The following is a 17,931-nucleotide window of genomic DNA, read 5'->3' as shown; positions in this document are numbered from 1 at the left end:
GTCGGTGTCACTCAACGTGAGAAGAGGTCCGCGTCATCCGTGACGCGGACCTTTTCCTTTGCCCGCTCCCGATTTTCTTCGCCCGCTCTCGACGTCCGCGCCTCTTCCCCGGACCCTGCCACTTCTCGTATGGTGGAAGTAGTTTTCCAAAACTACGGTGAACAAAACGTTCTCAATCCGGGGCGGCTACCACGTACTCAGGGGTAGGTGCGACCATCGGACGGCAACAGCTACAAGGTGAAAGCAGAGGAAGTCCGCCATGGCAACGGCGCCCAGCGTCTCCTACTCGATGACGGTCAGGCTGGAGGTGCCCGCGAGCGGAACCGCGGTCTCCCAGCTGACCACGGCCGTGGAGTCCTCCGGCGGCTCCGTCACCGGCCTCGACGTCACGGCGTCCGGCCACGAGAAGCTGCGCATCGACGTCACGATCGCCGCGACGTCCACCGCGCACGCCGACGAGATCGTCGAGAAGCTGCGCGGCATCGAGGGCGTCACCCTCGGCAAGGTCTCCGACCGTACGTTCCTGATGCACCTCGGCGGCAAGATCGAGATGGCGTCCAAGCACCCCATCCGCAACCGCGACGACCTCTCCATGGTCTACACCCCGGGCGTGGCCCGCGTGTGCATGGCGATCGCCGAGAACCCCGAGGACGCCCGCCGCCTCACCATCAAGCGCAACTCCGTCGCGGTCGTGACGGACGGCTCGGCCGTCCTCGGCCTCGGCAACATCGGCCCCAAGGCCGCGCTGCCCGTCATGGAGGGCAAGGCCGCCCTCTTCAAGCGCTTCGCGGGCATCGACGCCTGGCCGCTCTGCCTGGACACCCAGGACACCGACGCGATCGTCGAGATCGTCAAGGCCATCGCCCCGGGCTTCGCGGGCATCAACCTGGAGGACATCTCCGCGCCCCGCTGCTTCGAGATCGAGGCCCGGCTCCGCGAGGCCCTCGACATCCCCGTCTTCCACGACGACCAGCACGGCACCGCGATCGTCGTGCTCGCCGCGCTGACCAACGCCCTGCGCGTGGTCGGCAAGCACATCGGTGACGTACGGGTCGTCATGTCCGGCGCCGGCGCGGCCGGTACGGCCATCCTGAAGCTGCTGCTCGCCGCGGGCGTCAAGCACGCCGTCGTCGCCGACATCCACGGCGTCGTGCACGCCGACCGCGCGGACCTGGTGGACGCCGCGGCCGATTCGCCGCTGCGCTGGATCGCCGACAACACCAACCCCGAGGGCATCACCGGCACCCTCAAGGAGGCCGTGCGCGGCGCCGACGTGTTCATCGGCGTCTCCGCGCCGAACGTGCTCGGCGCCGAGGACGTCGCGGCCATGGCCGAAGGCGCCATCGTGTTCGCGCTCGCGAACCCCGACCCGGAGGTCGACCCGGCCATCGCCCGGCAGACGGCCGCGGTCGTGGCCACGGGGCGTTCGGACTTCCCGAACCAGATCAACAACGTCCTGGTCTTCCCCGGCGTCTTCCGCGGCCTGCTCGACGCCCAGTCGCGCACGGTCAACACCGAGATGATGCTGGCCGCCGCCACCGCCCTCGCGGACGTGGTGACCGAGGACGAGCTCAACCCGAACTACATCATTCCGAGCGTCTTCAACGACAAGGTCGCGGGAGCCGTCGCCGGAGCGGTGCGCACCGCGGCCAAGGCCGCGGGCGCGGCGGGCTGAGCCGCTTTCCCGGCCTGTGACAGGTGCCACGGCGCGTCAGCACGGCGCGTCGTGGAACACCGCCCTCAGCGGGCCTCTAGGGTGGCCTGGGCACGGGCCTGAGGGTCCGCGCCGCCCTGACCAGGCCCGCATGCCCTGCGGCACGGCTCCGGGAGCGGACGGAGCGTCACCATTTCGAGGCACCTAGACGAAATGGGCGCTTTTCGTGTGACTCCCAGGGGTGCCGGATTGGCTTTCCCGCCGCAGGTGGGGGCAGGATGCGTCTCTGGGCGCGAGGGTCTGACCAAGACCCGGGTCCTGGGCCTGACCGAGACCCTGGCAGCATCGGCTTCGCTGTTGCCTAACATGCGGCTCCGCCGCGTGGCACGCCTCAACGGCAAGAAGAACACGGGAGTACAAACATGAACCGCAGTGAGCTGGTGGCCGCGCTGGCCGACCGCGCCGAGGTGACCCGCAAGGACGCCGACGCCGTGCTGGCCGCGTTCGCCGAGACCGTCGGCGAGATCGTTGCCAAGGGCGACGAGAAGGTCACCATCCCCGGCTTCCTGACCTTCGAGCGCACCCACCGTGCCGCTCGCACCGCCCGCAACCCGCAGACCGGCGAGCCGATCAACATCCCGGCCGGTTACAGCGTCAAGGTCTCCGCGGGCAGCAAGCTCAAGGAAGCCGCCAAGGGCAAGTAAGTCCGTCTGCAGCCCTGAGGCTCATTCGGTACGCAGAAGGGGCGGCCACCCGTTGCGGGCGGCCGCCCCTTCGGCATGCCCCGCAGGGGCGCGGGGAACTGCGCGACCAGCCACGACGGCGCAGCAGTCGAAAGACGCCAGGAAACCCCGAAGGGCGCCCACCCGCGCAGGGTGAGCGCCCCAGACCGGTCCAGCAGGGCGGCTAGCCCACAGGCTTGCCCGGAAGCTCGACCTTCGCGCCGAGCTCCTGGAGCTTGTCCATGAAGTTCTCGTAGCCGCGGTTGATCAGGTCGATGCCGTGCACCCGGGACGTGCCCTGGGCGGCGAGCGCGGCGATCAGATACGAGAAGCCGCCGCGCAGGTCGGGAATGACCAGATCGGCGCCCTGCAGCTTCGTGGGGCCGCTGACGACCGCGGAGTGCAGGAAGTTGCGCTGGCCGAAGCGGCAGTCGGAGCCGCCGAGGCACTCGCGGTAGAGCTGGATGTGGGCGCCCATCTGGTTCAGCGCCGAGGTGAAGCCGAGCCGGGACTCGTAGACCGTCTCGTGGACGATGGACAGGCCCGTCGCCTGCGTCAGGGCGACGACCAGCGGCTGCTGCCAGTCGGTCTGGAAGCCGGGGTGGACGTCCGTCTCCAGGGCGATGGACTTCAGCTGGCCGCCGGGGTGCCAGAAGCGGATGCCCTCGTCGTCGATCTCGAAGGCGCCACCGACCTTCCGGTACGTGTTCAGGAAGGTCATCATCGAGCGCTGCTGGGCGCCGCGGACGTAGATGTTGCCTTCGGTCGCCAGGGCCGCGGAAGCCCAGGAGGCGGCCTCCAGACGGTCCGACAGGGCGTGGTGGTTGTAGCCGCCGAGGCTGTCGACACCGGTGATCCGTATGGTCCGGTCCGTGTCCATGGCGATGATCGCGCCCATTTTCTGCAGGACGCAGATCAGGTCCTCGATCTCCGGCTCGACCGCGGCGTTCGAGAGCTCCGTCACACCCTCGGCGAGCACGGCCGTGAGCAGGACCTGCTCGGTGGCGCCCACGGAGGGGTACGGCAGACGGATCTTGGTGCCGCGCAGGCGCTGCGGGGCCTCCAGGTACTGGCCGCCCTCGCGCTTCTCGATGGTCGCGCCGAACTGGCGGAGCACCTCGAAGTGGAAGTCGATCGGCCGGCCGCCGATGTCGCAGCCGCCGAGGCCCGGGATGAAGGCGTGGCCGAGGCGGTGCAGGAGCGGGCCGCAGAACAGGATCGGGATCCGCGAGGAGCCCGCGTGCGCGTCGATGTCCGCGACGTTCGCACTTTCCACATGCGAGGGGTCGAGCACCAGCTCGCCCGGCTCCTCGCCCGGGCGGACCGTCACGCCGTGCAGTTGCAGCAGGCCGCGTACGACACGGACGTCGCGGATGTCGGGAACGTTGCGCAGGCGGCTCGGAGCGCTGCCGAGCAGCGCGGCGACCATGGCCTTGGGCACGAGGTTCTTCGCGCCGCGGACACGGATCTCACCCTCGAGGGGGGTTCCGCCGTGGACAAGCAGGACATCGTCGGTGACGGTCATGAATCTCGCGTTCCGATGAGGTGGACGGGGGGATCAAAGGGAAAGCGTAATGGCCGCCCGGCCCCCGTCCGTAGGTCCGAGGGGGCACAAGCACGTCATGACTCCGCTACAACACGAACCGTGCGGAACCGGACGCTCAGGGTCACCTTCCCCGCGCGCCGTCCGAGCCGCCCGCGTACGCCCTGAACTGGGCGCACTTCCGTAGGCCCATTGCCTCCCCGCGCGGGCCCAAGATGCGGGATCATGTCTGGCATGACCGAGGTGTCCTCGCTCACAGGGCGGTTGCTCGTGGCCACGCCGGCCCTGTCGGACCCCAATTTCGACCGTGCGGTGGTGCTGCTCCTCGACCACGACGAGGAGGGCTCCCTGGGCGTGGTCCTCAACCGCCCGACCCCGGTGGGCGTCGGCGACATCCTGGAGGGCTGGGGCGATCTCGCGGGCGCGCCGGGCGTGGTCTTCCAGGGCGGCCCGGTCTCCCTCGACTCGGCGCTCGGCGTCGCGGTGATCCCCGGCGACGAGGGGGCCGCCGCGCGCTCCCGGCGGCGCCCGGGGCGCGACGACCCCATCGGCTTCCGGCGGGTGCACGGCGCGATCGGCCTGGTCGACCTGGAGGCCCCGCCGGAGCTGCTCGCCGCGGCGCTCGGCTCCCTGCGGATCTTCGCGGGGTACGCGGGCTGGGGCCCGGGCCAGCTGGAGGACGAACTGGTCGAGGGTGCGTGGTACGTGGTCGAGTCCGAGCCGGGCGACGTCTCGTCGCCCGACCCCGAGCGGCTGTGGCGGTCCGTGCTGCGGCGCCAGCGCAGCGAGCTCGCGATGGTGGCGACGTATCCGGACGACCCGTCGCTGAACTGACCCGGCGCCCGCCCGGTCAGACGGCGGCCGCCCGCCCGGCGCACTCCCGCAGGTACCGCTCGGCGAGCGGGTGCGGATCGCGGGCCGGGACGGCCAGGTGGACGGTGACCGGCGGCGCGTTCTTCAGGCGCAGATAGCGCAGGCCCGGGTGGGCGTACCGGCGGGCCACCGGCTCCGGGGCAACGCCGACGCCGTGGTCGGCGGCGACGGCCTCCAGCCACTCGTCGAAGTTGTCGGCGGTGCAGGCGAGCCGGGGGCGGCGGTCCGCGGGCCACAGGTCGGGGCGCGTGGTGCCGGTGACGGTGTTCACGACCAGCGGGTGCGCGGCCAGCTCCGCCCAGTCGACGACGCGGCGGCCCGCGAAGGCACCGGAGCCGCGGGCCACGACGGCGACGCGCGGCTCGCGCAGCAGCACCCGGCCGCGCACCTCGGCCCCGGGCGGCAGGTCGCCGCGGACGACCGCCACGTCGCAGGCGCCCGAGGTGAGCCCCGCCAGCGGCTCGTCGCGCCGCACCAGGCGCACCAGCGCGCCGGACGACGCCTTGAACGCGGTGGTGAGCGGTCCGCAGACCTCCGGAAGCATCGAGGTGAAGCCGAGCCGGAGGACCGGCCGCCCGGCGCCCGGGGCGCGCAGCGCGGCGCCGAGCCGGGTGAGCAGCGGCGCGAGCTCGTCGCGCAGGCGCCGTCCGGCGTCGGTGAGCTCCACGTGGCGCGTGGTGCGGTCGAGAAGACGGGTGCCGACGGCCTCCTCGAGGGCCCGCACGGTCCGGGTGAGGGCGGGCTGTCCGATGCCGAGCGCGGCCGCGGCGTGCGTGAAGCTCAGCTCGTCGGCGACGGCGAGGAAGCCGCGCAGATGCCGCAGTTCCACGGTGTCGAGGGGACCCAGATCATCCATGCCGCCCGAGCATAAACGCACCGTGGCGGGCATTTCCCCGCCGAACCGGAGACTGCCTACGTTTCCGTCCGGACGACGGACCGACCGGGAACGAAGGGAGCTGGTGACCCGTGCGGAAGATCTGGCTGTTGATGCTGGGGGCCTTCACGCTGGGGCTCGACGCGTATGTGATGGCGGGCCTGCTGCCCGTGGTCGCGGACGACCTGGACACGACCGTGTCCCTCGCCGGGCAGATGGTGACCGTCTTCACGCTCGCGTACGCGGTGAGCGCGCCGCTCGTCGCGGGCCTGTCCGCGGGGGCGCGGCCGCGGATGCTGATCATCGCCGCCCTTTCCGTGTTCACGGTGGGCAACGCCCTGACCGCGCTCGCGCCCGGCCTCGCGGTGCTGCTGCTCTCCCGTGCGGTGGCGGGCGCGGGGGCCGGGGTGTACTCGGCGCTCTCCACGGCGGCCGCCGCCACGCTCGCCGGACCCGAGCGGCGCGGCCGGGCGCTCGCCCTGGTGATGGGCGGGATGAGCTCGGGCACGGTGCTCGGCGTGCCCCTCGGCGTGCTGCTCGCCGACCACACCTCGTGGCGCTCGACCATGTGGCTGGTGACGGGGCTCGGCGCGGTCGCCCTCGCGGGCCTCGCGGTGGGCCTGCCCGAGATCCCCGCCCCGCCCGCCGTGCCGGTGCGGGCGCGGCTCGGGGCGCTCACCGACCGGGCCGTCCTTCCCGTGGTGAGCGTGTCCTTCCTGGGGGCCGTGTCGAGCCTCGGCCTGTACACCTACCTCGCGCCCGTCCTGGAAGCGGTGGGCGGCGTCGGCGAGGGCGACGTGGCGCCGTACCTGTGGGCGTGGGGCATCGGCGGGGTGCTCGGCAGCGTCCTCGCGGGCCCGCTCGTGGACCGCACGGGCCGGGTGCTCGCCCTGGTGACGGGCGTGACGGCGCTCCTCGTGGTGTCGGAAGCCTCCCTTCCGCTCCTGGGTGCCGGGGCCTTCCCCGCGCTCGTGGTCTGGGGCGCCGCGGGCTGGGCCTTCCAGGTGCCGCAGCAGCACCGCCTGTTGGCGATCGGCGCCGAGCGCGGCACGGTGGCCCTCGCCCTGAACAACTCCGCCCTCTACCTGGGCAGCGCGGTCGGCTCGGGCGTCGCGGGACTCGCCCTGTCGGCGGGCCTCGGCGCGGGCGCGCTGCCCTGGGCGGCGGCCGGGGTCGCGGCCCTGGGTCTGGCCGTGCACCTGGTGGCCGGGCGCGGCCCCCGCGGAGCCGACAGGCGCTGCCAGGACGCGCCGGGCGTGAGTACCCTTGGCACCTATGAGCACTCTTGAGCCCGAGCCCGAGCGCGGGGCAGGTACGGGGACCCTCGTAGAGCCGACGCCGCAGGTGTCGCACGGTGACGGCGACCACGAGCGCTATGCGCACTACGTCCAGAAGGACAAGATCATGGCGAGCGCGCTCGACGGGACCCCCGTCGTGGCGCTCTGCGGCAAGGTGTGGGTCCCCGGCCGCGACCCGAAGAAGTATCCCGTCTGTCCCATGTGCAAGGAGATCTACGAGTCCATGGGCGCCGGCGGCGACAAGGACAAGGGCGGCAAGGACGGCGGCAAGAAGTAGCCGTTCTCCAGCTCTGTCGACCTCCGCGAGCCCCCGCCGCGCCTGACCGTGCGCCGGGGGCTCACGCATGTCAGGGCCTGGTCGGGTCTCCCGGTGGGGGTGTTTCAGCCCGTCCGGTGTTTGAGGACGAAGCGCGCAGCGCTGATGGCCGCTCAAGGCCCAGGGGCCAGCCTCCGTTGCATATGCCGCAAAGGCTCTTTTGCCCCGTGCAATGCCGTGGCAGCCTCCTCCCCATGACCTTCGAGCAACTGATCCCGGCGCCCTCGCGCGCCGAGGCCACGCAGGGCGGCACCGGCTTCACCGTCGACGGGTCGACCACGCTCTGGGCGGGCCCGGGTACCGAGTCCACCGAGCGCTGGCTGCGCGCGACGCTGGGCGCCGCGTTCCAACTCCCGCTCGCGCCGGGCGCGGAGACCGAGCCGGGCACCATAGTCCTGCGCGTCGACGACGAGGGCGGGCAGCTGGCGGCCGAGGCGTACCGCCTCACCGTCACCGCCGACCGCGTCGAACTCCGCGGCGGCGGCCCCGCCGGCGTCTTCTGGGGCGCGCAGACCCTGCGCCAACTCCTCGGCCCGGAAGCGTTCCGCCGGGCCCCGATCGCGGGGGACGCCGTACTCAGCCTCCCCGAGGGCGTCGTCGAGGACGCCCCCCGGTTCGGCTGGCGCGGCATGATGCTCGACGTGTCGCGGCACTTCATGTCCAAGGAGGGGGTCCTGCGCTATCTGGACCTGCTCGCCGCGCACAAGCTGAACGTCTTCCACTTCCACCTCACCGACGACCAGGGCTGGCGCCTGGAGATCAAGCGCTACCCCCGGCTCACCGAGGTGGGCGCGTGGCGGTCGCGCACCAAGTGGGGCCACCGCCAGTCGGACTTGTGGAACGAGAACCCGCACGGCGGCTTCTACACCCAGGACGACATCCGCGAGATCGTCGCGTACGCGGCCGCGCGGCACATCACCGTCGTACCGGAGATCGAGGTTCCGGGGCACTCGCAGGCCGCCATCGCCGCCTATCCGGAACTCGGCAACGCCGACGTCATCGACACGAACGCGCTGACCGTCTGGGACAACTGGGGCGTCACGCCGAACGTGCTCGCGCCCACCGAGGGCACCCTCCGCTTCTACGAAGGGGTCTTCGAGGAGGTCCTGGAGCTGTTCCCGTCGACGTTCATCCACGTCGGCGGCGACGAGTGCCCCAAGGAGCAGTGGAAGGACTCCCAGGTCGCGCAGGAGAACATCGAGCGCCTCGGGGTCAGCAACGAGGACGAGCTGCAGAGCTGGTTCATCCGGCACTTCGACAAGTGGCTGGCCGCGCGCGGGCGTCGGCTCATCGGCTGGGACGAGATCCTGGAGGGCGGGCTCGCCGAGGGCGCGGCCGTGTCCTCCTGGCGCGGGTACGGCGGCGGCATCGCGGCGGCCAAGGCGGGCCACGACGTCGTCATGTGCCCCGAGCAGCACGTGTATCTGGACCACCGTCAGCACGGCGGCGCCGACGAGCCGGTGCCCATCGGCTGGGTGCGCACCCTGGAGGACGTCTACCGCTTCGAGCCGGTGCCGGACAAGCTCACCGCCGAGGAGGCCGAGCACGTGCTCGGCACCCAGGCCAACGTGTGGACCGAGGTGATGGAGAACGAAGGGCGCGTCGACTACCAGGTCTTCCCCAGGCTCGCGGCGCTCTCGGAGGTCGCCTGGAGCCGGCTCCCCGCGTCCGCCGAGCGCGACTTCGAGGGCTTCGAGGAGCGAATGACGGCCCACTACGCACGACTTGACGCCCTCGGCGTGGGCTACCGCCCGCCGGGCGGTCCGCTGCCCTGGCAGCAGCGCCCCGGCGTGTTCGGACGCCCGATCGAGGGGGCGCCCCCAATCGTGTGAGGTCCGCCCCGCGCACGTGCTCCTGGCGGTCCGCCCTGCGACTGTGGGCCGCCAGGAGAAAGCCGTACAAGGCTCACCGAAGATGGCAATTCCCGCTGACGGGCGAGGGAGTGCGAAAACGGCATATCCCCCAGGTCTGCGGACGAACGTCTCCTAGCGGACCCCCGCGCCGGGGCCCGGTGAAGATGTGCCAGAGTTGCCACGTCCGGGTTGTGAGCACGTACCGTACGGCGGAACAGGCGTAACGGTGGGCACGGCACGCAAGCGGCCGGGCCATCGGGAAGGGGCAGCCGGTTTTGACCACGCACGCACCGCGGGCGGCGCAGGGGGCGCAGTCTGTGTCGCTGCCCGCCACGCTCGACGAGGCCGTCGCGGCGCTCGCCGCCGTGCCCGCCGCCGTGCCCGTCGCGGGCGGCACGGACCTGATGTCGTCGGTCAACGCCGGCCTGCTGCGCCCCGCGGCCCTCGTCGGCCTCGGCCGCATCAGCGAGATCCGCGGCTGGCAGTACCAGGACGGACACGCCCTGCTCGGCGCAGGGCTCACGCACGCGCGCATGGGGCGTCCGGACTTCGCGGCGCTCATCCCGGCGCTCGCCGCGGCCGCGCGCGCCGCCGGGCCGCCCCAGATCCGCAACGCGGGCACCCTCGGCGGCAACATCGCGTCCGCCGCCCCCGCCGGTGACTCGCTGCCCGTACTCGCCGCGCTCGAAGCCGTGTTGATCATCGTGGGCCCCGGCGGTTCGCGCCGCGAGGTCCCGGTCTCGCACCTGCTCGCGGGCATGGAGATGCTGAACCCCGGCGAACTCATCGGATTTGTCCGCGTACCGCTGCTGCACGCCCCCCAGGTCTTCCTGAAGGCCACGGGCCGGACCGGGCCCGGCCGCGCCATCGCGTCCGTCGCGCTGGTCCTCGACCCCGCGCGCCGGGGCGTGCGATGCGCGGTGGGGGCGATCGCGCCCATGCCCCTGCGCCCCCTGGAGGCGGAGCAGTGGGTGGCCGGGCTCATCGACTGGGACGGCGAGCGCGGGCTCGTGCCGGATGCCCTGACGGCGTTCGGTGAGTACGTGGCCGCGGCCTGCATCCCGGACCAGCCGCCCGCCGAGGACGGCAGCGAGCGGCCGCATCCGCCCGCCGTACTGCACTTGCGGCGCACCGTCGCCGCGCTGGCCCGACGAGCACTGGGGAGGGCGCTGTCGTGACCGACGCTCAGAGGAACGGGGCGGGCGGCGGCTGGCAGCCGCACCCGCAGGGCGAGTACGACGCCGACGCCACGGCGTTCGTGCAGCTCCCCGAGGGCGCTGTCGACGCGGTGAGCACGCCGCTCGCCGCCCCCGGACACGGCTACGTACCGCCGCAGATAACGGTCGCGCCGACGGCCGCGGACGCCACCGACCCGGCCGCCACGGGCGTGTGGGTGCTGCCCCCGGAGATCACCGGAGCCGCGCCCGCGACCGGCGACGCCCCGGTCGCGGGCTGGCCGGACCCCGCCGCGGGGGCCGGAGCCGGGTTCCACGAGGCGTACGGCGAGCCGGTCCGCGACCCGCACGGCCCGCACGATCCGTACGAGCAGCACGTCCAGGACGCCTACGACCCGCGGGCCACCGGCCAGTGGACCTTCCCGGAGGCGGCGACGCCGGAGCCGCAGCCCGCTCCGGGGCACCCGCACGCGCCCGCGCCTGCCGCTCATGACGTGACCGGGCAGTGGTCCATTCCCGTGGCGAATGGCGATCTTCCGGACGAATCGGGCGAGTTCACCGCGTCGTCCCTCGCGCAGCAGTGGGGCGGTACGCCGCCCGCCACGCTGCCCGGCGGTGCGCCCGCGCCCTGGGCGCACTTGCTCGACCAGCCCGTGGTCGAGCAGCCCCCTGTCGAGCAGCCCCCTGTGGAGCCGCCCGCCGCCGAGGAGACCCCCTTCGAGCGGACGGCCAAGCTGTTCGTCGTCGAGCGGCGCCCGGACGGGTCGCTCGGCCCCCGGGGCGGCGTACCGGAGGAGGCGGCGGAGCCGCAGCCGCTGGTGGCCCCGGAGCCGTTGGTGGCCCCGGAGCCCTTGGTGGTCCCCGAGTCGCAGCCGGTGTCCGCTCCGGAGTCCGTGATCGCCCCGGAGCCCGTGGCCGCCGTGCCCGAGCCGCAGCCGTCGGCGGTCCCGGAGCCCGAGCCCGCCCCCGAGGAGTCCGCCGAAGCCCCGGCCCCCGAGGCCGAGCCCGAGCCGGTCGAGCCCGAGCCCGCCCCGGAGCCCGCCCCCGCGCCGGAATCGGAGGCAATCCCTCCGGCCGAGGTCGAAGCCGAGACCGCGGTCGAGACCGCGACCGAGACCGTGGTCGAGGCAGCCACCGACGTCCAGGTGACGGAGGCGGAGGCTGAGCCGGAGCCGGAGCCCGAGCGGCACCCGCAGGCCGACGCCGAGGTCGAGGCCGCGGTCGAGATCGAGGCCGAGCAGCCCGAAGCCGGGGCCGGTCCGCCGCAGCCCCTCCACGACGAACACCCCCTCGTCTCCTACGTCCTGCGCGTCAACGGCGCCGACCGGCCCGTCACCGAGGCGTGGATCGGCGAGTCGCTGCTGTACGTGCTGCGCGAGCGGCTCGGCCTCGCGGGCGCGAAGGACGGCTGCTCGCAGGGCGAGTGCGGGGCCTGCAATGTCCAGGTGGACGGCCGCCTCGTGGCCTCCTGCCTGGTCCCCGCCGCCACCACCGCGGGCAGCGAGGTGCGCACCGTCGAGGGCCTCGCCGCCGACGGGCAGCCCTCCGACGTCCAGCGGGCGCTCGCCAACTGCGGCGCCGTGCAGTGCGGCTTCTGCGTCCCGGGCATGGCCATGACGCTGCACGACCTCCTGGAGGGCAACCCCGCGCCCAGCGAGCTGGAGACCCGCCGCGCCCTGTGCGGCAACCTGTGCCGCTGCTCGGGCTACCGCGGCGTGCTCGACGCGGTGCGCGACGTCGTCGCCGAGCGCGCGGCCAAGGGCGCCGCCGAGCAGGAGCAGGACGAGCAGACCGCCGGGCAGCCGCACATCCCGCACCAGGCGGGCCCGTACGGGCAGGACGGAGACCAGGCGTGACCGGCGTGACCAACGAAGCCGTCACCACCCCCGGAGGGGCCGAGCAACTGCCGCACGGCATCGGCTCCTCGCTGCCGTCGGCCGACATCAGGGCCAAGACGGAGGGCACCTTCCCCTACGCCGCCGACCTGTGGGCCGAGGGCCTGCTGTGGGCGGCGGTGCTGCGCTCTCCGCACGCGCACGCGCGCGTGGTGTCCATCGACACCACCCACGCGCGCGAGCTGCCGGGCGTCCGCGCGGTCGTCACGCACGAGGACGTGCCCGGCGCGGTCCGGCACGGCCGCGGGAGCGCCGACCGGCCGGTCTTCGCCTCCGAGGTCGTGCGCCACCACGGCGAGCCCATCGCCGCCGTCGCCGCCGACCACCCGGACACCGCGCGGATGGCCGCCGCCGCGATCATCGTCGAGTACGAGGCGCTCGACCCGGTCACCGACCCGGAGCAGGCCTTCGAGGCGCCGCCGCTGCACCCGGACGGCAATCTGATCCGCCACATCCCGCTGCGCCACGGCGACCCGGAGGCGACCGGCGAGGTCGTCGTCGAGGGCCTGTACCGCATCGGCCGCCAGGACCCGGCGCCGATCGGCGCGGAGGCGGGCCTCGCGGTGCCGCGCCCGGACGGCGGCGTCGAGCTGTACGTCGCCTCCACCGACCCGCACGGCGACCGCGACCGGGCGGCCGCCGTCTACGGCCTCGCGCAGGACCTCGTGAAGGTCGTCGTCACGGGCGTGCCCGGCGCCACCGCCGACCGCGAGGACCCGGGCTTCCAGCTGCCGCTCGGCCTGCTCGCGCTGAAGACGGGCTGCCCGGTCAAGCTCACCGCGACCCGCGAGGAGTCCTTCCTCGGCCACGCCCACCGCCACCCGACGCTCCTTCGCTACCGCCACCACGCGGACGCGGAGGGCAAGTTGGTGAAGGTGGAGGCGCAGATCCTGCTCGACGGGGGCGCGTACGCGGACACCTCGGCGCAGGTGCTCGCCGCCGCCGTGTCCTTCGCCTGCGGCCCGTACGTCGTCCCGAACGCCTTCATCGAGGGCTGGGTGGTGCGCACGAACAACCCGCCGTCCGGCCACGTGCGCGGCGAGGGCGCCTTCCAGGTCTGCGCGGCGTACGAGGCGCAGATGGACAAGCTCGCCAAGAAGCTGGGGATCGACCCGGCCGAGGTGCGGCTGCGCAACGCGATGGCGACCGGCGACGTCCTGCCCACCGGGCAGACCGTGACGTGCCCGGCCCCGACGGCCGAACTCCTCACGGCCGTACGGGACTTCCCGTTGCCGGAGCTGCCGAAGGACACCCCCCCGGAGGAGTGGCTGCTGCCCGGCGGCCCCGAGGGCGCGGGCGAACCGGCCGCCGTGCGGCGCGGCGTCGGCTACGGCCTCGGCATGGTCCAGCTCCTCGGCGCGGAGGGCACCGACGAGGTCTCCACGGCCACCGTGAAGGTCCACGACGGCGTGGCGACGGTCATCTGCGCGGCCGTCGAGACCGGCCAGGGCTTCACGACGCTCGCCCGCCAGATCGTCCAGGAGACCCTCGGCATCGACGACGTGCGCGTGGCCCCCGTGGACACCGACCAGCCCCCGGCGGGCCCGAGCTGCCACGGCCGCCACACCTGGGTGTCGGGCGGGGCGGTGGAGCGGGCCGCGAAGATGGTCCGCACCCAGCTGCTCCAGCCCCTGGCGCACAAGTTCGGCATGTCCACGGAGCTGCTCCAGATCACCGACGGCAAGATCACCTCGTACGACGGGGTCCTCTCCACGACCGTGGAGGAGGCGATGGAGGGCAAGGAGCTGTGGGCCACGGCCCAGTGCCGCCCGCACCCCACCGAGCCGCTCGACGCCGACGGGCAGGGCGACGCCTTCGTGGGCATGGCCTTCTGCGCGATCCGCGCGGTCGTGGACGTGGACATCGAGATCGGCTCGGTCCGGGTCGTGGAGCTGGCGGTCGCGCAGGACGTCGGCCGCATCCTCAACCCCGCGCAGCTGCGGGTCCGCATCGAGGCGGGCGTCACCCAGGGCCTCGGCGCGGCGCTCACCGAGAACCTGCGCACCCCGCGCGGCATCGTCCGCCACCCGGACCTGACCGGCTACGCCCTGCCGACCTCTCTCGACGCCCCGGACATCCGCATCGTCAAGCTCGTCGAGGAGCGCGACGTCGTGGCGCCCTTCGGCGCGAAGGCGGCCAGCGCGGTGCCGGTGGTCACGTCCCCGGCCGCGATCGCGTCCGCGGTCCGGGCGGCGACGGGCCGCCCCGTGAACCGGCTGCCGATCCGGCCGCAGGCCGCGGTGGGGGCGGAACTGGCCTGAGCCGCGTTCCACCCCGCGTTCCACCCCGCGTTCCACTCAGCGAAAAAGGGGAGGAACGCCGGACCCGCCCTGCGATACGTTCGCGCGTGTGAACGCACAGACGGGTACCGCGGACGACGGCGTCGAGGGCGTCGTCCTCATCACCGGCATCATGGCGGCGGGCAAGTCCACGGTCGCGCAGGCCCTCGCGGAGCGCCTGCCGCGCGCGGCGCACGTGCGCGGTGACGTGTTCCGCCGCATGATCGTCTCCGGCCGCGAGGAGTACGAGCCCGGCGCGGGCGGCGAGGCCGAGGCCCAACTGAGGCTCCGCTACGGCCTGTCGGCGGCCGCGGCCGACGCGTACGCCGCCGCGGGCTTCACCGCGATCGTCCAGGACGTCGTCCTCGGCCCCGAGCTGAAGCGCTACGTCGACCTGGTGCGGACCCGTCCCCTGTACGTCGTCGTCCTCGCCCCGCGCCCCGAAGCGGTCACCGCCCGCGAGGCCGCCCGTGCCAAGACCGGCTACGGCGAGTGGACCGTCGAGGCCCTCGACAGCGGCCTGCGCGCCGAGACCCCGCGCATCGGACTGTGGCTGGACAGCTCGGAGTTGACGGTGGATCAGACGGTGTCGGCGATCCTCGCACGCCTGGGCGAGGCGGCGGTGGCCTGAGTGCGGAATGTCTCGGACCGGTCCCGAGGGCGTTCCAGCTGACCCATGACGCCATAAATCCCTTTTAAATCGGGCGAGTTGCGAGGCACCATCGAAGAGTCCCGAACCATTCACCGCACGATCCGACTCGTTACGGGGGAGAGACGTCATGGGGGATGACAACGACACCGGCTGGGGCTGACGGCCTCACACTCTGAAGACGCGCAAAGGGCGGCTCCGGTTGGAGCCGCCCCATATTTGTGTTGTCAGCCCTCCCGGCCCCGGGGAGCCCCCGGCAGGGCCCTACCCCCGCACCGTCACCACCGCGCCCACCGGCAACCGCTCGTACACCCACCGGGCATCCGCGGACCGAAGCCCGATCGCCCCCCGGGTGGAGTCCCGGGCGCCCGGCGCCCCCTCCGCGTACGTCATCGCGAGGATGAAGTCGGCCCGCCCGTCGGGCCCCCGCAGCTCCACGACCCACGGCAACTTCACGTCGTACTCGTCCCCGAGCCCCACCGACTCACTGGTGAGCCGCTTCACCCGGTGCTTGGCGACGACCGTCATGCGACCGGTCCGCGTCGGGTGGGCGGTGCTCCCGGAGGACACGGGCACGCGCCGCCCGTCCAGGGTCAGCGTGCGCGCGCCGAGGTCGACGGTGGCGGCGGGCGCCGCGGAGCGCGTACTGGGCGCGGCGGGCGGCGCGGGCCGGGCGTCGGAGCCGCCGCCGATGGCACTGGTGAGGCCGAACGTGAGGGCGGCCACGGCGACGGCGGCGCCCCCCGCGAGGGCGGCGTGCCGGCGCCGCCGCCGGGCCACGGCGCGGCGCCGGACCTGGGCCCCGGCCATGGGCGCGGGCGCGGCGCCGCTTCCGGCGAGCGACCGGAGGGAGGCGGACAACTCCGGGACGGGCATCTCGGGATCGGACACCCCGGGAGTGGGCATCTCGGGGTCGGACACTCCAGGGGTGGGCATCTCGTGGGCGGACGGCTCGCGGGACAGGTCATCGGACACGGCCGGTCTCCTTCTCGCTGGGCGGCCCGCCGAGGGCGTCGTTCTCGCTCGCCGACAGGATCCGGGCGAGGGCCGCGCGGCCGCGCGCGAGGCGGGCCTTGACCGTCCCCGTGGGGGCACCGGTCTCCGCGGCCACCTGCTCCACGCTGAGGTCGCACAGGTGGTGCAGCACGATCGCGAGGCGCTGCGCCTCGGGGAGCTGCCGCAGGGCGTGCACGAGGGCGAGGTGTTCGGGGCCGGGGCCCGGCGCGTGCTCGGGCGGCGGCGTGCGGCGCACGAGGTCGAGCCAGCGCCGGGCCCGCCGCCAGTGGCTGACGGCGAGCCGCATGGCGACCGTACGGATCCACGCCTCAGGCGCCTGGGTGGCGAGGAAGTCGCGCCGCCGGTCCCACGCGCGGACGAACGCCTCCTGGACGACGTCCTGGGCCTGCCCGTGGTCACCGGTGAAGGCGTACACCTGGCCGACGACGCGGGGGAACGCCGACGCGTAGAACGCGTCGAACTCGTCCTCCGTCATGCCGCCCCCGAGCGTCCCGGAAACGTCCCGACGACGTCCCGAAAAGTTTCTCGTACGCCATGCAACCCGGTGACCCCTGGCATGCGTACAGATCGCGTACATCGAAGCACACCACACAGGGGGGCTCTGTTGACCAGGGGAAACAAGGGAACCAGGGGACAGCGCGGGACCAGGGGCAACGCCCGGATCTGGGGGCGCGGGGGAGCGGCGGCGGCGCTCGGCGCCCTGCTGCTCACGGGCTGCGGCCTCGGCGGCGGCGGGGGCGAGGGCGGCACGGGCGGCGGCACGGGCGACAAGCCGGCCGCGGCGGCCCCGGCGGCCAAGCCGTCCCCGCGCGCGAAGCCGCTGCCGGAGGCGCTGCGCGAGGGCGCAAAGGTCAACGTCTTCGACGGCCAGACGGTCGGCGTCGGCATGCCGGTGTCGGTGACGTTCGCGCGCCCCGTCCCGGCGGCGGAGCGCGCGGCGGTGGAGAGGCGCCTGAAGGTCACCACGGACAACGGCACCACCGGCTCCTGGAGCTGGGTCAAGGACCGCAACCTGCACGAGGGCCAGCGGATCGACTACCGCCCCGAGACCTACTGGAAGCCCGGCACGAAGATCACCGTCCGGGCGGGCAAGGCCATCGACAGGACCGTCACGGTGGGCCGCTCCCTGGTGGCCACGGTGGACGTGCGCAAGCACACCATGACGGTCGTGAAGGCCGGTGCGACGCGGCGCGTGCCCATCACGGCGGGCGCCCCGGGCATGGACACCTGGAACGGCACGATGGTCGTCTCCGACAAGCAGCGCCGCGTCCTCATGGACTCCCGGACCGTCGGCTACGGAGACGCGTACAAGGGCTACTACGACTACGCGGTGCACCTGACGACGTCGGGGACGTACCTCCACCAGAACCCGAAGGCCAACACGTTCGCGGGGAACACCAACGTGACGCACGGCTGCATAGGCCTCGCCACGGACGGCACGGCGCGGCGCTTCTACGAAGAGGTGATCCCCGGGGACGTCATCCGCGTCACCGGCTCCACGGACACGGTGGCCGCGGGGAACGGGTACGGCGACTGGAACGTGCCGTGGGACCAGTGGAAGGCGGGCAGCGCCCTGTAGGCGCCGCCCGCCGGGCCATGCTCGGACGTGGAGGCCGTGACCGGAATCGAACCGGTGTGCTTCGCTTTGCAGGCGAATCCCTAAACCACTCGGGCACACGGCCAAGCTGTGCTCTCTTGTCCTCGACCGTAGGCCGGGCCGCGACCTCTCTCAAGGCCGCGACCCGGCTTGCAACGGGACCGCCATACGGCGTTCATGAACCCC

General features: G+C 73.4%; 15 protein-coding genes and 1 tRNA gene. 11 read left to right on the top strand and 5 right to left on the bottom strand.

Annotation, left to right across the window (positions count from 1 at the left end):
- Positions 1 to 259 precede the first annotated feature (259 nt).
- Complete coding sequence (locus CP982_RS17475; RefSeq protein ID WP_150511393.1) at positions 260 to 1,675, top strand: NAD-dependent malic enzyme; 1,416 nt, start codon at positions 260 to 262, stop codon at positions 1,673 to 1,675.
- Between the two features lie 401 nt (positions 1,676 to 2,076).
- On the top strand, positions 2,077 to 2,358 hold the full coding sequence (locus tag CP982_RS17470) for an HU family DNA-binding protein (protein ID WP_016645140.1): 282 nt from the start codon (positions 2,077 to 2,079) through the stop codon (positions 2,356 to 2,358).
- A 202-nt stretch (positions 2,359 to 2,560) separates the two neighbouring features.
- On the opposite strand, the gene murA is transcribed toward CP982_RS17470, so the two are convergent.
- Positions 2,561 to 3,901 (bottom strand): UDP-N-acetylglucosamine 1-carboxyvinyltransferase, encoded by a 1,341-nt coding sequence (murA, locus tag CP982_RS17465; protein WP_150511392.1) that lies wholly within the window; start codon positions 3,899 to 3,901, stop codon positions 2,561 to 2,563.
- Positions 3,902 to 4,144: 243 nt separating this feature from the next.
- Here murA and CP982_RS17460 point away from each other — a divergent pair, with 243 nt between their 5' ends.
- Entirely contained in the window at positions 4,145 to 4,753 is a 609-nt protein-coding gene (locus CP982_RS17460) for a YqgE/AlgH family protein (protein WP_150511391.1), read from the top strand.
- Between the two features lie 16 nt (positions 4,754 to 4,769).
- Here CP982_RS17460 and CP982_RS17455 read toward each other — a convergent pair whose 3' ends face one another.
- Entirely contained in the window at positions 4,770 to 5,648 is an 879-nt protein-coding gene (locus CP982_RS17455) for a LysR family transcriptional regulator (protein ID WP_150511390.1), read from the bottom strand.
- Positions 5,649 to 5,758: 110 nt separating this feature from the next.
- Between CP982_RS17455 and CP982_RS17450 the strand changes: the two genes are divergently transcribed.
- The 7 genes from CP982_RS17450 to CP982_RS17420 all read left to right on the top strand — a co-directional run bounded on the left by CP982_RS17450 (position 5,759) and on the right by CP982_RS17420 (position 15,113).
- Positions 5,759 to 6,955 carry an MFS transporter gene (locus CP982_RS17450; protein WP_150511389.1) on the top strand — a complete coding sequence of 399 codons (1,197 nt, stop codon included), beginning with the start codon at positions 5,759 to 5,761 and terminating at the stop codon, positions 6,953 to 6,955.
- On the top strand, positions 6,942 to 7,241 hold the full coding sequence (locus CP982_RS17445; RefSeq protein ID WP_037825937.1) for a DUF3039 domain-containing protein: 300 nt from the start codon (positions 6,942 to 6,944) through the stop codon (positions 7,239 to 7,241). Before CP982_RS17450 ends, CP982_RS17445 begins: the two co-directional genes overlap by 14 nt.
- A 233-nt stretch (positions 7,242 to 7,474) precedes the next feature.
- A complete protein-coding gene (locus tag CP982_RS17440) occupies positions 7,475 to 9,112 on the top strand; it encodes a beta-N-acetylhexosaminidase (protein ID WP_150511388.1) in 1,638 nt (545 codons plus the stop codon).
- Between the two features lie 296 nt (positions 9,113 to 9,408).
- Positions 9,409 to 10,311 (top strand): FAD binding domain-containing protein, encoded by a 903-nt coding sequence (locus CP982_RS17435; RefSeq protein ID WP_150511387.1) that lies wholly within the window; start codon positions 9,409 to 9,411, stop codon positions 10,309 to 10,311.
- Complete coding sequence (locus CP982_RS17430; RefSeq protein ID WP_170316446.1) at positions 10,308 to 12,164, top strand: (2Fe-2S)-binding protein; 1,857 nt, start codon at positions 10,308 to 10,310, stop codon at positions 12,162 to 12,164. The genes CP982_RS17435 and CP982_RS17430 overlap by 4 nt, the downstream gene beginning before the upstream one ends.
- 5 nt (positions 12,165 to 12,169) lie before the next feature.
- A complete protein-coding gene (locus tag CP982_RS17425) occupies positions 12,170 to 14,464 on the top strand; it encodes a xanthine dehydrogenase family protein molybdopterin-binding subunit (protein ID WP_372503515.1) in 2,295 nt (764 codons plus the stop codon).
- A gap of 151 nt (positions 14,465 to 14,615) precedes the next feature.
- Entirely contained in the window at positions 14,616 to 15,113 is a 498-nt protein-coding gene (locus tag CP982_RS17420; protein WP_150515541.1) for an AAA family ATPase, read from the top strand.
- Positions 15,114 to 15,395: 282 nt separating this feature from the next.
- Here the strand turns inward: CP982_RS17420 and CP982_RS17415 are convergent, their stop codons facing one another.
- Together CP982_RS17415 and CP982_RS17410 are read right to left on the bottom strand one after the other, a co-directional pair.
- Entirely contained in the window at positions 15,396 to 16,106 is a 711-nt protein-coding gene (locus CP982_RS17415) for a L,D-transpeptidase (protein WP_150511385.1), read from the bottom strand.
- Positions 16,096 to 16,623 carry a SigE family RNA polymerase sigma factor gene (locus tag CP982_RS17410; RefSeq protein ID WP_150511384.1) on the bottom strand — a complete coding sequence of 176 codons (528 nt, stop codon included), beginning with the start codon at positions 16,621 to 16,623 and terminating at the stop codon, positions 16,096 to 16,098. The genes CP982_RS17415 and CP982_RS17410 overlap by 11 nt, the downstream gene beginning before the upstream one ends.
- 129 nt (positions 16,624 to 16,752) lie before the next feature.
- On the opposite strand from CP982_RS17410, the gene CP982_RS17405 reads away from it, so the two are divergent.
- Positions 16,753 to 17,727 (top strand): L,D-transpeptidase, encoded by a 975-nt coding sequence (locus tag CP982_RS17405; protein WP_229879148.1) that lies wholly within the window; start codon positions 16,753 to 16,755, stop codon positions 17,725 to 17,727.
- A gap of 28 nt (positions 17,728 to 17,755) precedes the next feature.
- Here the strand turns inward: CP982_RS17405 and CP982_RS17400 are convergent.
- Positions 17,756 to 17,830: transfer RNA gene (locus CP982_RS17400), tRNA-Cys, on the bottom strand.
- Positions 17,831 to 17,931 lie beyond the last annotated feature (101 nt).

Origin of the sequence: Streptomyces spectabilis (genome assembly GCF_008704795.1) — a bacterium.
GTDB lineage: Bacteria > Actinomycetota > Actinomycetes > Streptomycetales > Streptomycetaceae > Streptomyces > Streptomyces spectabilis.
Note: the sequence above shows the minus strand (reverse complement) of the source record. Positions and strands in the feature narration are given on the sequence as shown.

Excerpts from the sequence above, each read along its gene's own strand:
- CP982_RS17475 (WP_150511393.1), top strand. The coding sequence starts at position 260 with ATGGCAACGGCGCCCAGCGTCTCCTACTCGATGACGGTCAGGCTGGAG.
- CP982_RS17470 (WP_016645140.1), top strand. The coding sequence starts at position 2,077 with ATGAACCGCAGTGAGCTGGTGGCCGCGCTGGCCGACCGCGCCGAGGTG.
- murA (WP_150511392.1), bottom strand. The coding sequence starts at position 3,901 with ATGACCGTCACCGACGATGTCCTGCTTGTCCACGGCGGAACCCCCCTC.
- CP982_RS17460 (WP_150511391.1), top strand. The coding sequence starts at position 4,145 with ATGTCTGGCATGACCGAGGTGTCCTCGCTCACAGGGCGGTTGCTCGTG.
- CP982_RS17455 (WP_150511390.1), bottom strand. The coding sequence starts at position 5,648 with ATGGATGATCTGGGTCCCCTCGACACCGTGGAACTGCGGCATCTGCGC.
- CP982_RS17445 (WP_037825937.1), top strand. The coding sequence starts at position 6,942 with ATGAGCACTCTTGAGCCCGAGCCCGAGCGCGGGGCAGGTACGGGGACC.
- CP982_RS17440 (WP_150511388.1), top strand. The coding sequence starts at position 7,475 with ATGACCTTCGAGCAACTGATCCCGGCGCCCTCGCGCGCCGAGGCCACG.
- CP982_RS17420 (WP_150515541.1), top strand. The coding sequence starts at position 14,616 with ATGGCGGCGGGCAAGTCCACGGTCGCGCAGGCCCTCGCGGAGCGCCTG.
- CP982_RS17410 (WP_150511384.1), bottom strand. The coding sequence starts at position 16,623 with ATGACGGAGGACGAGTTCGACGCGTTCTACGCGTCGGCGTTCCCCCGC.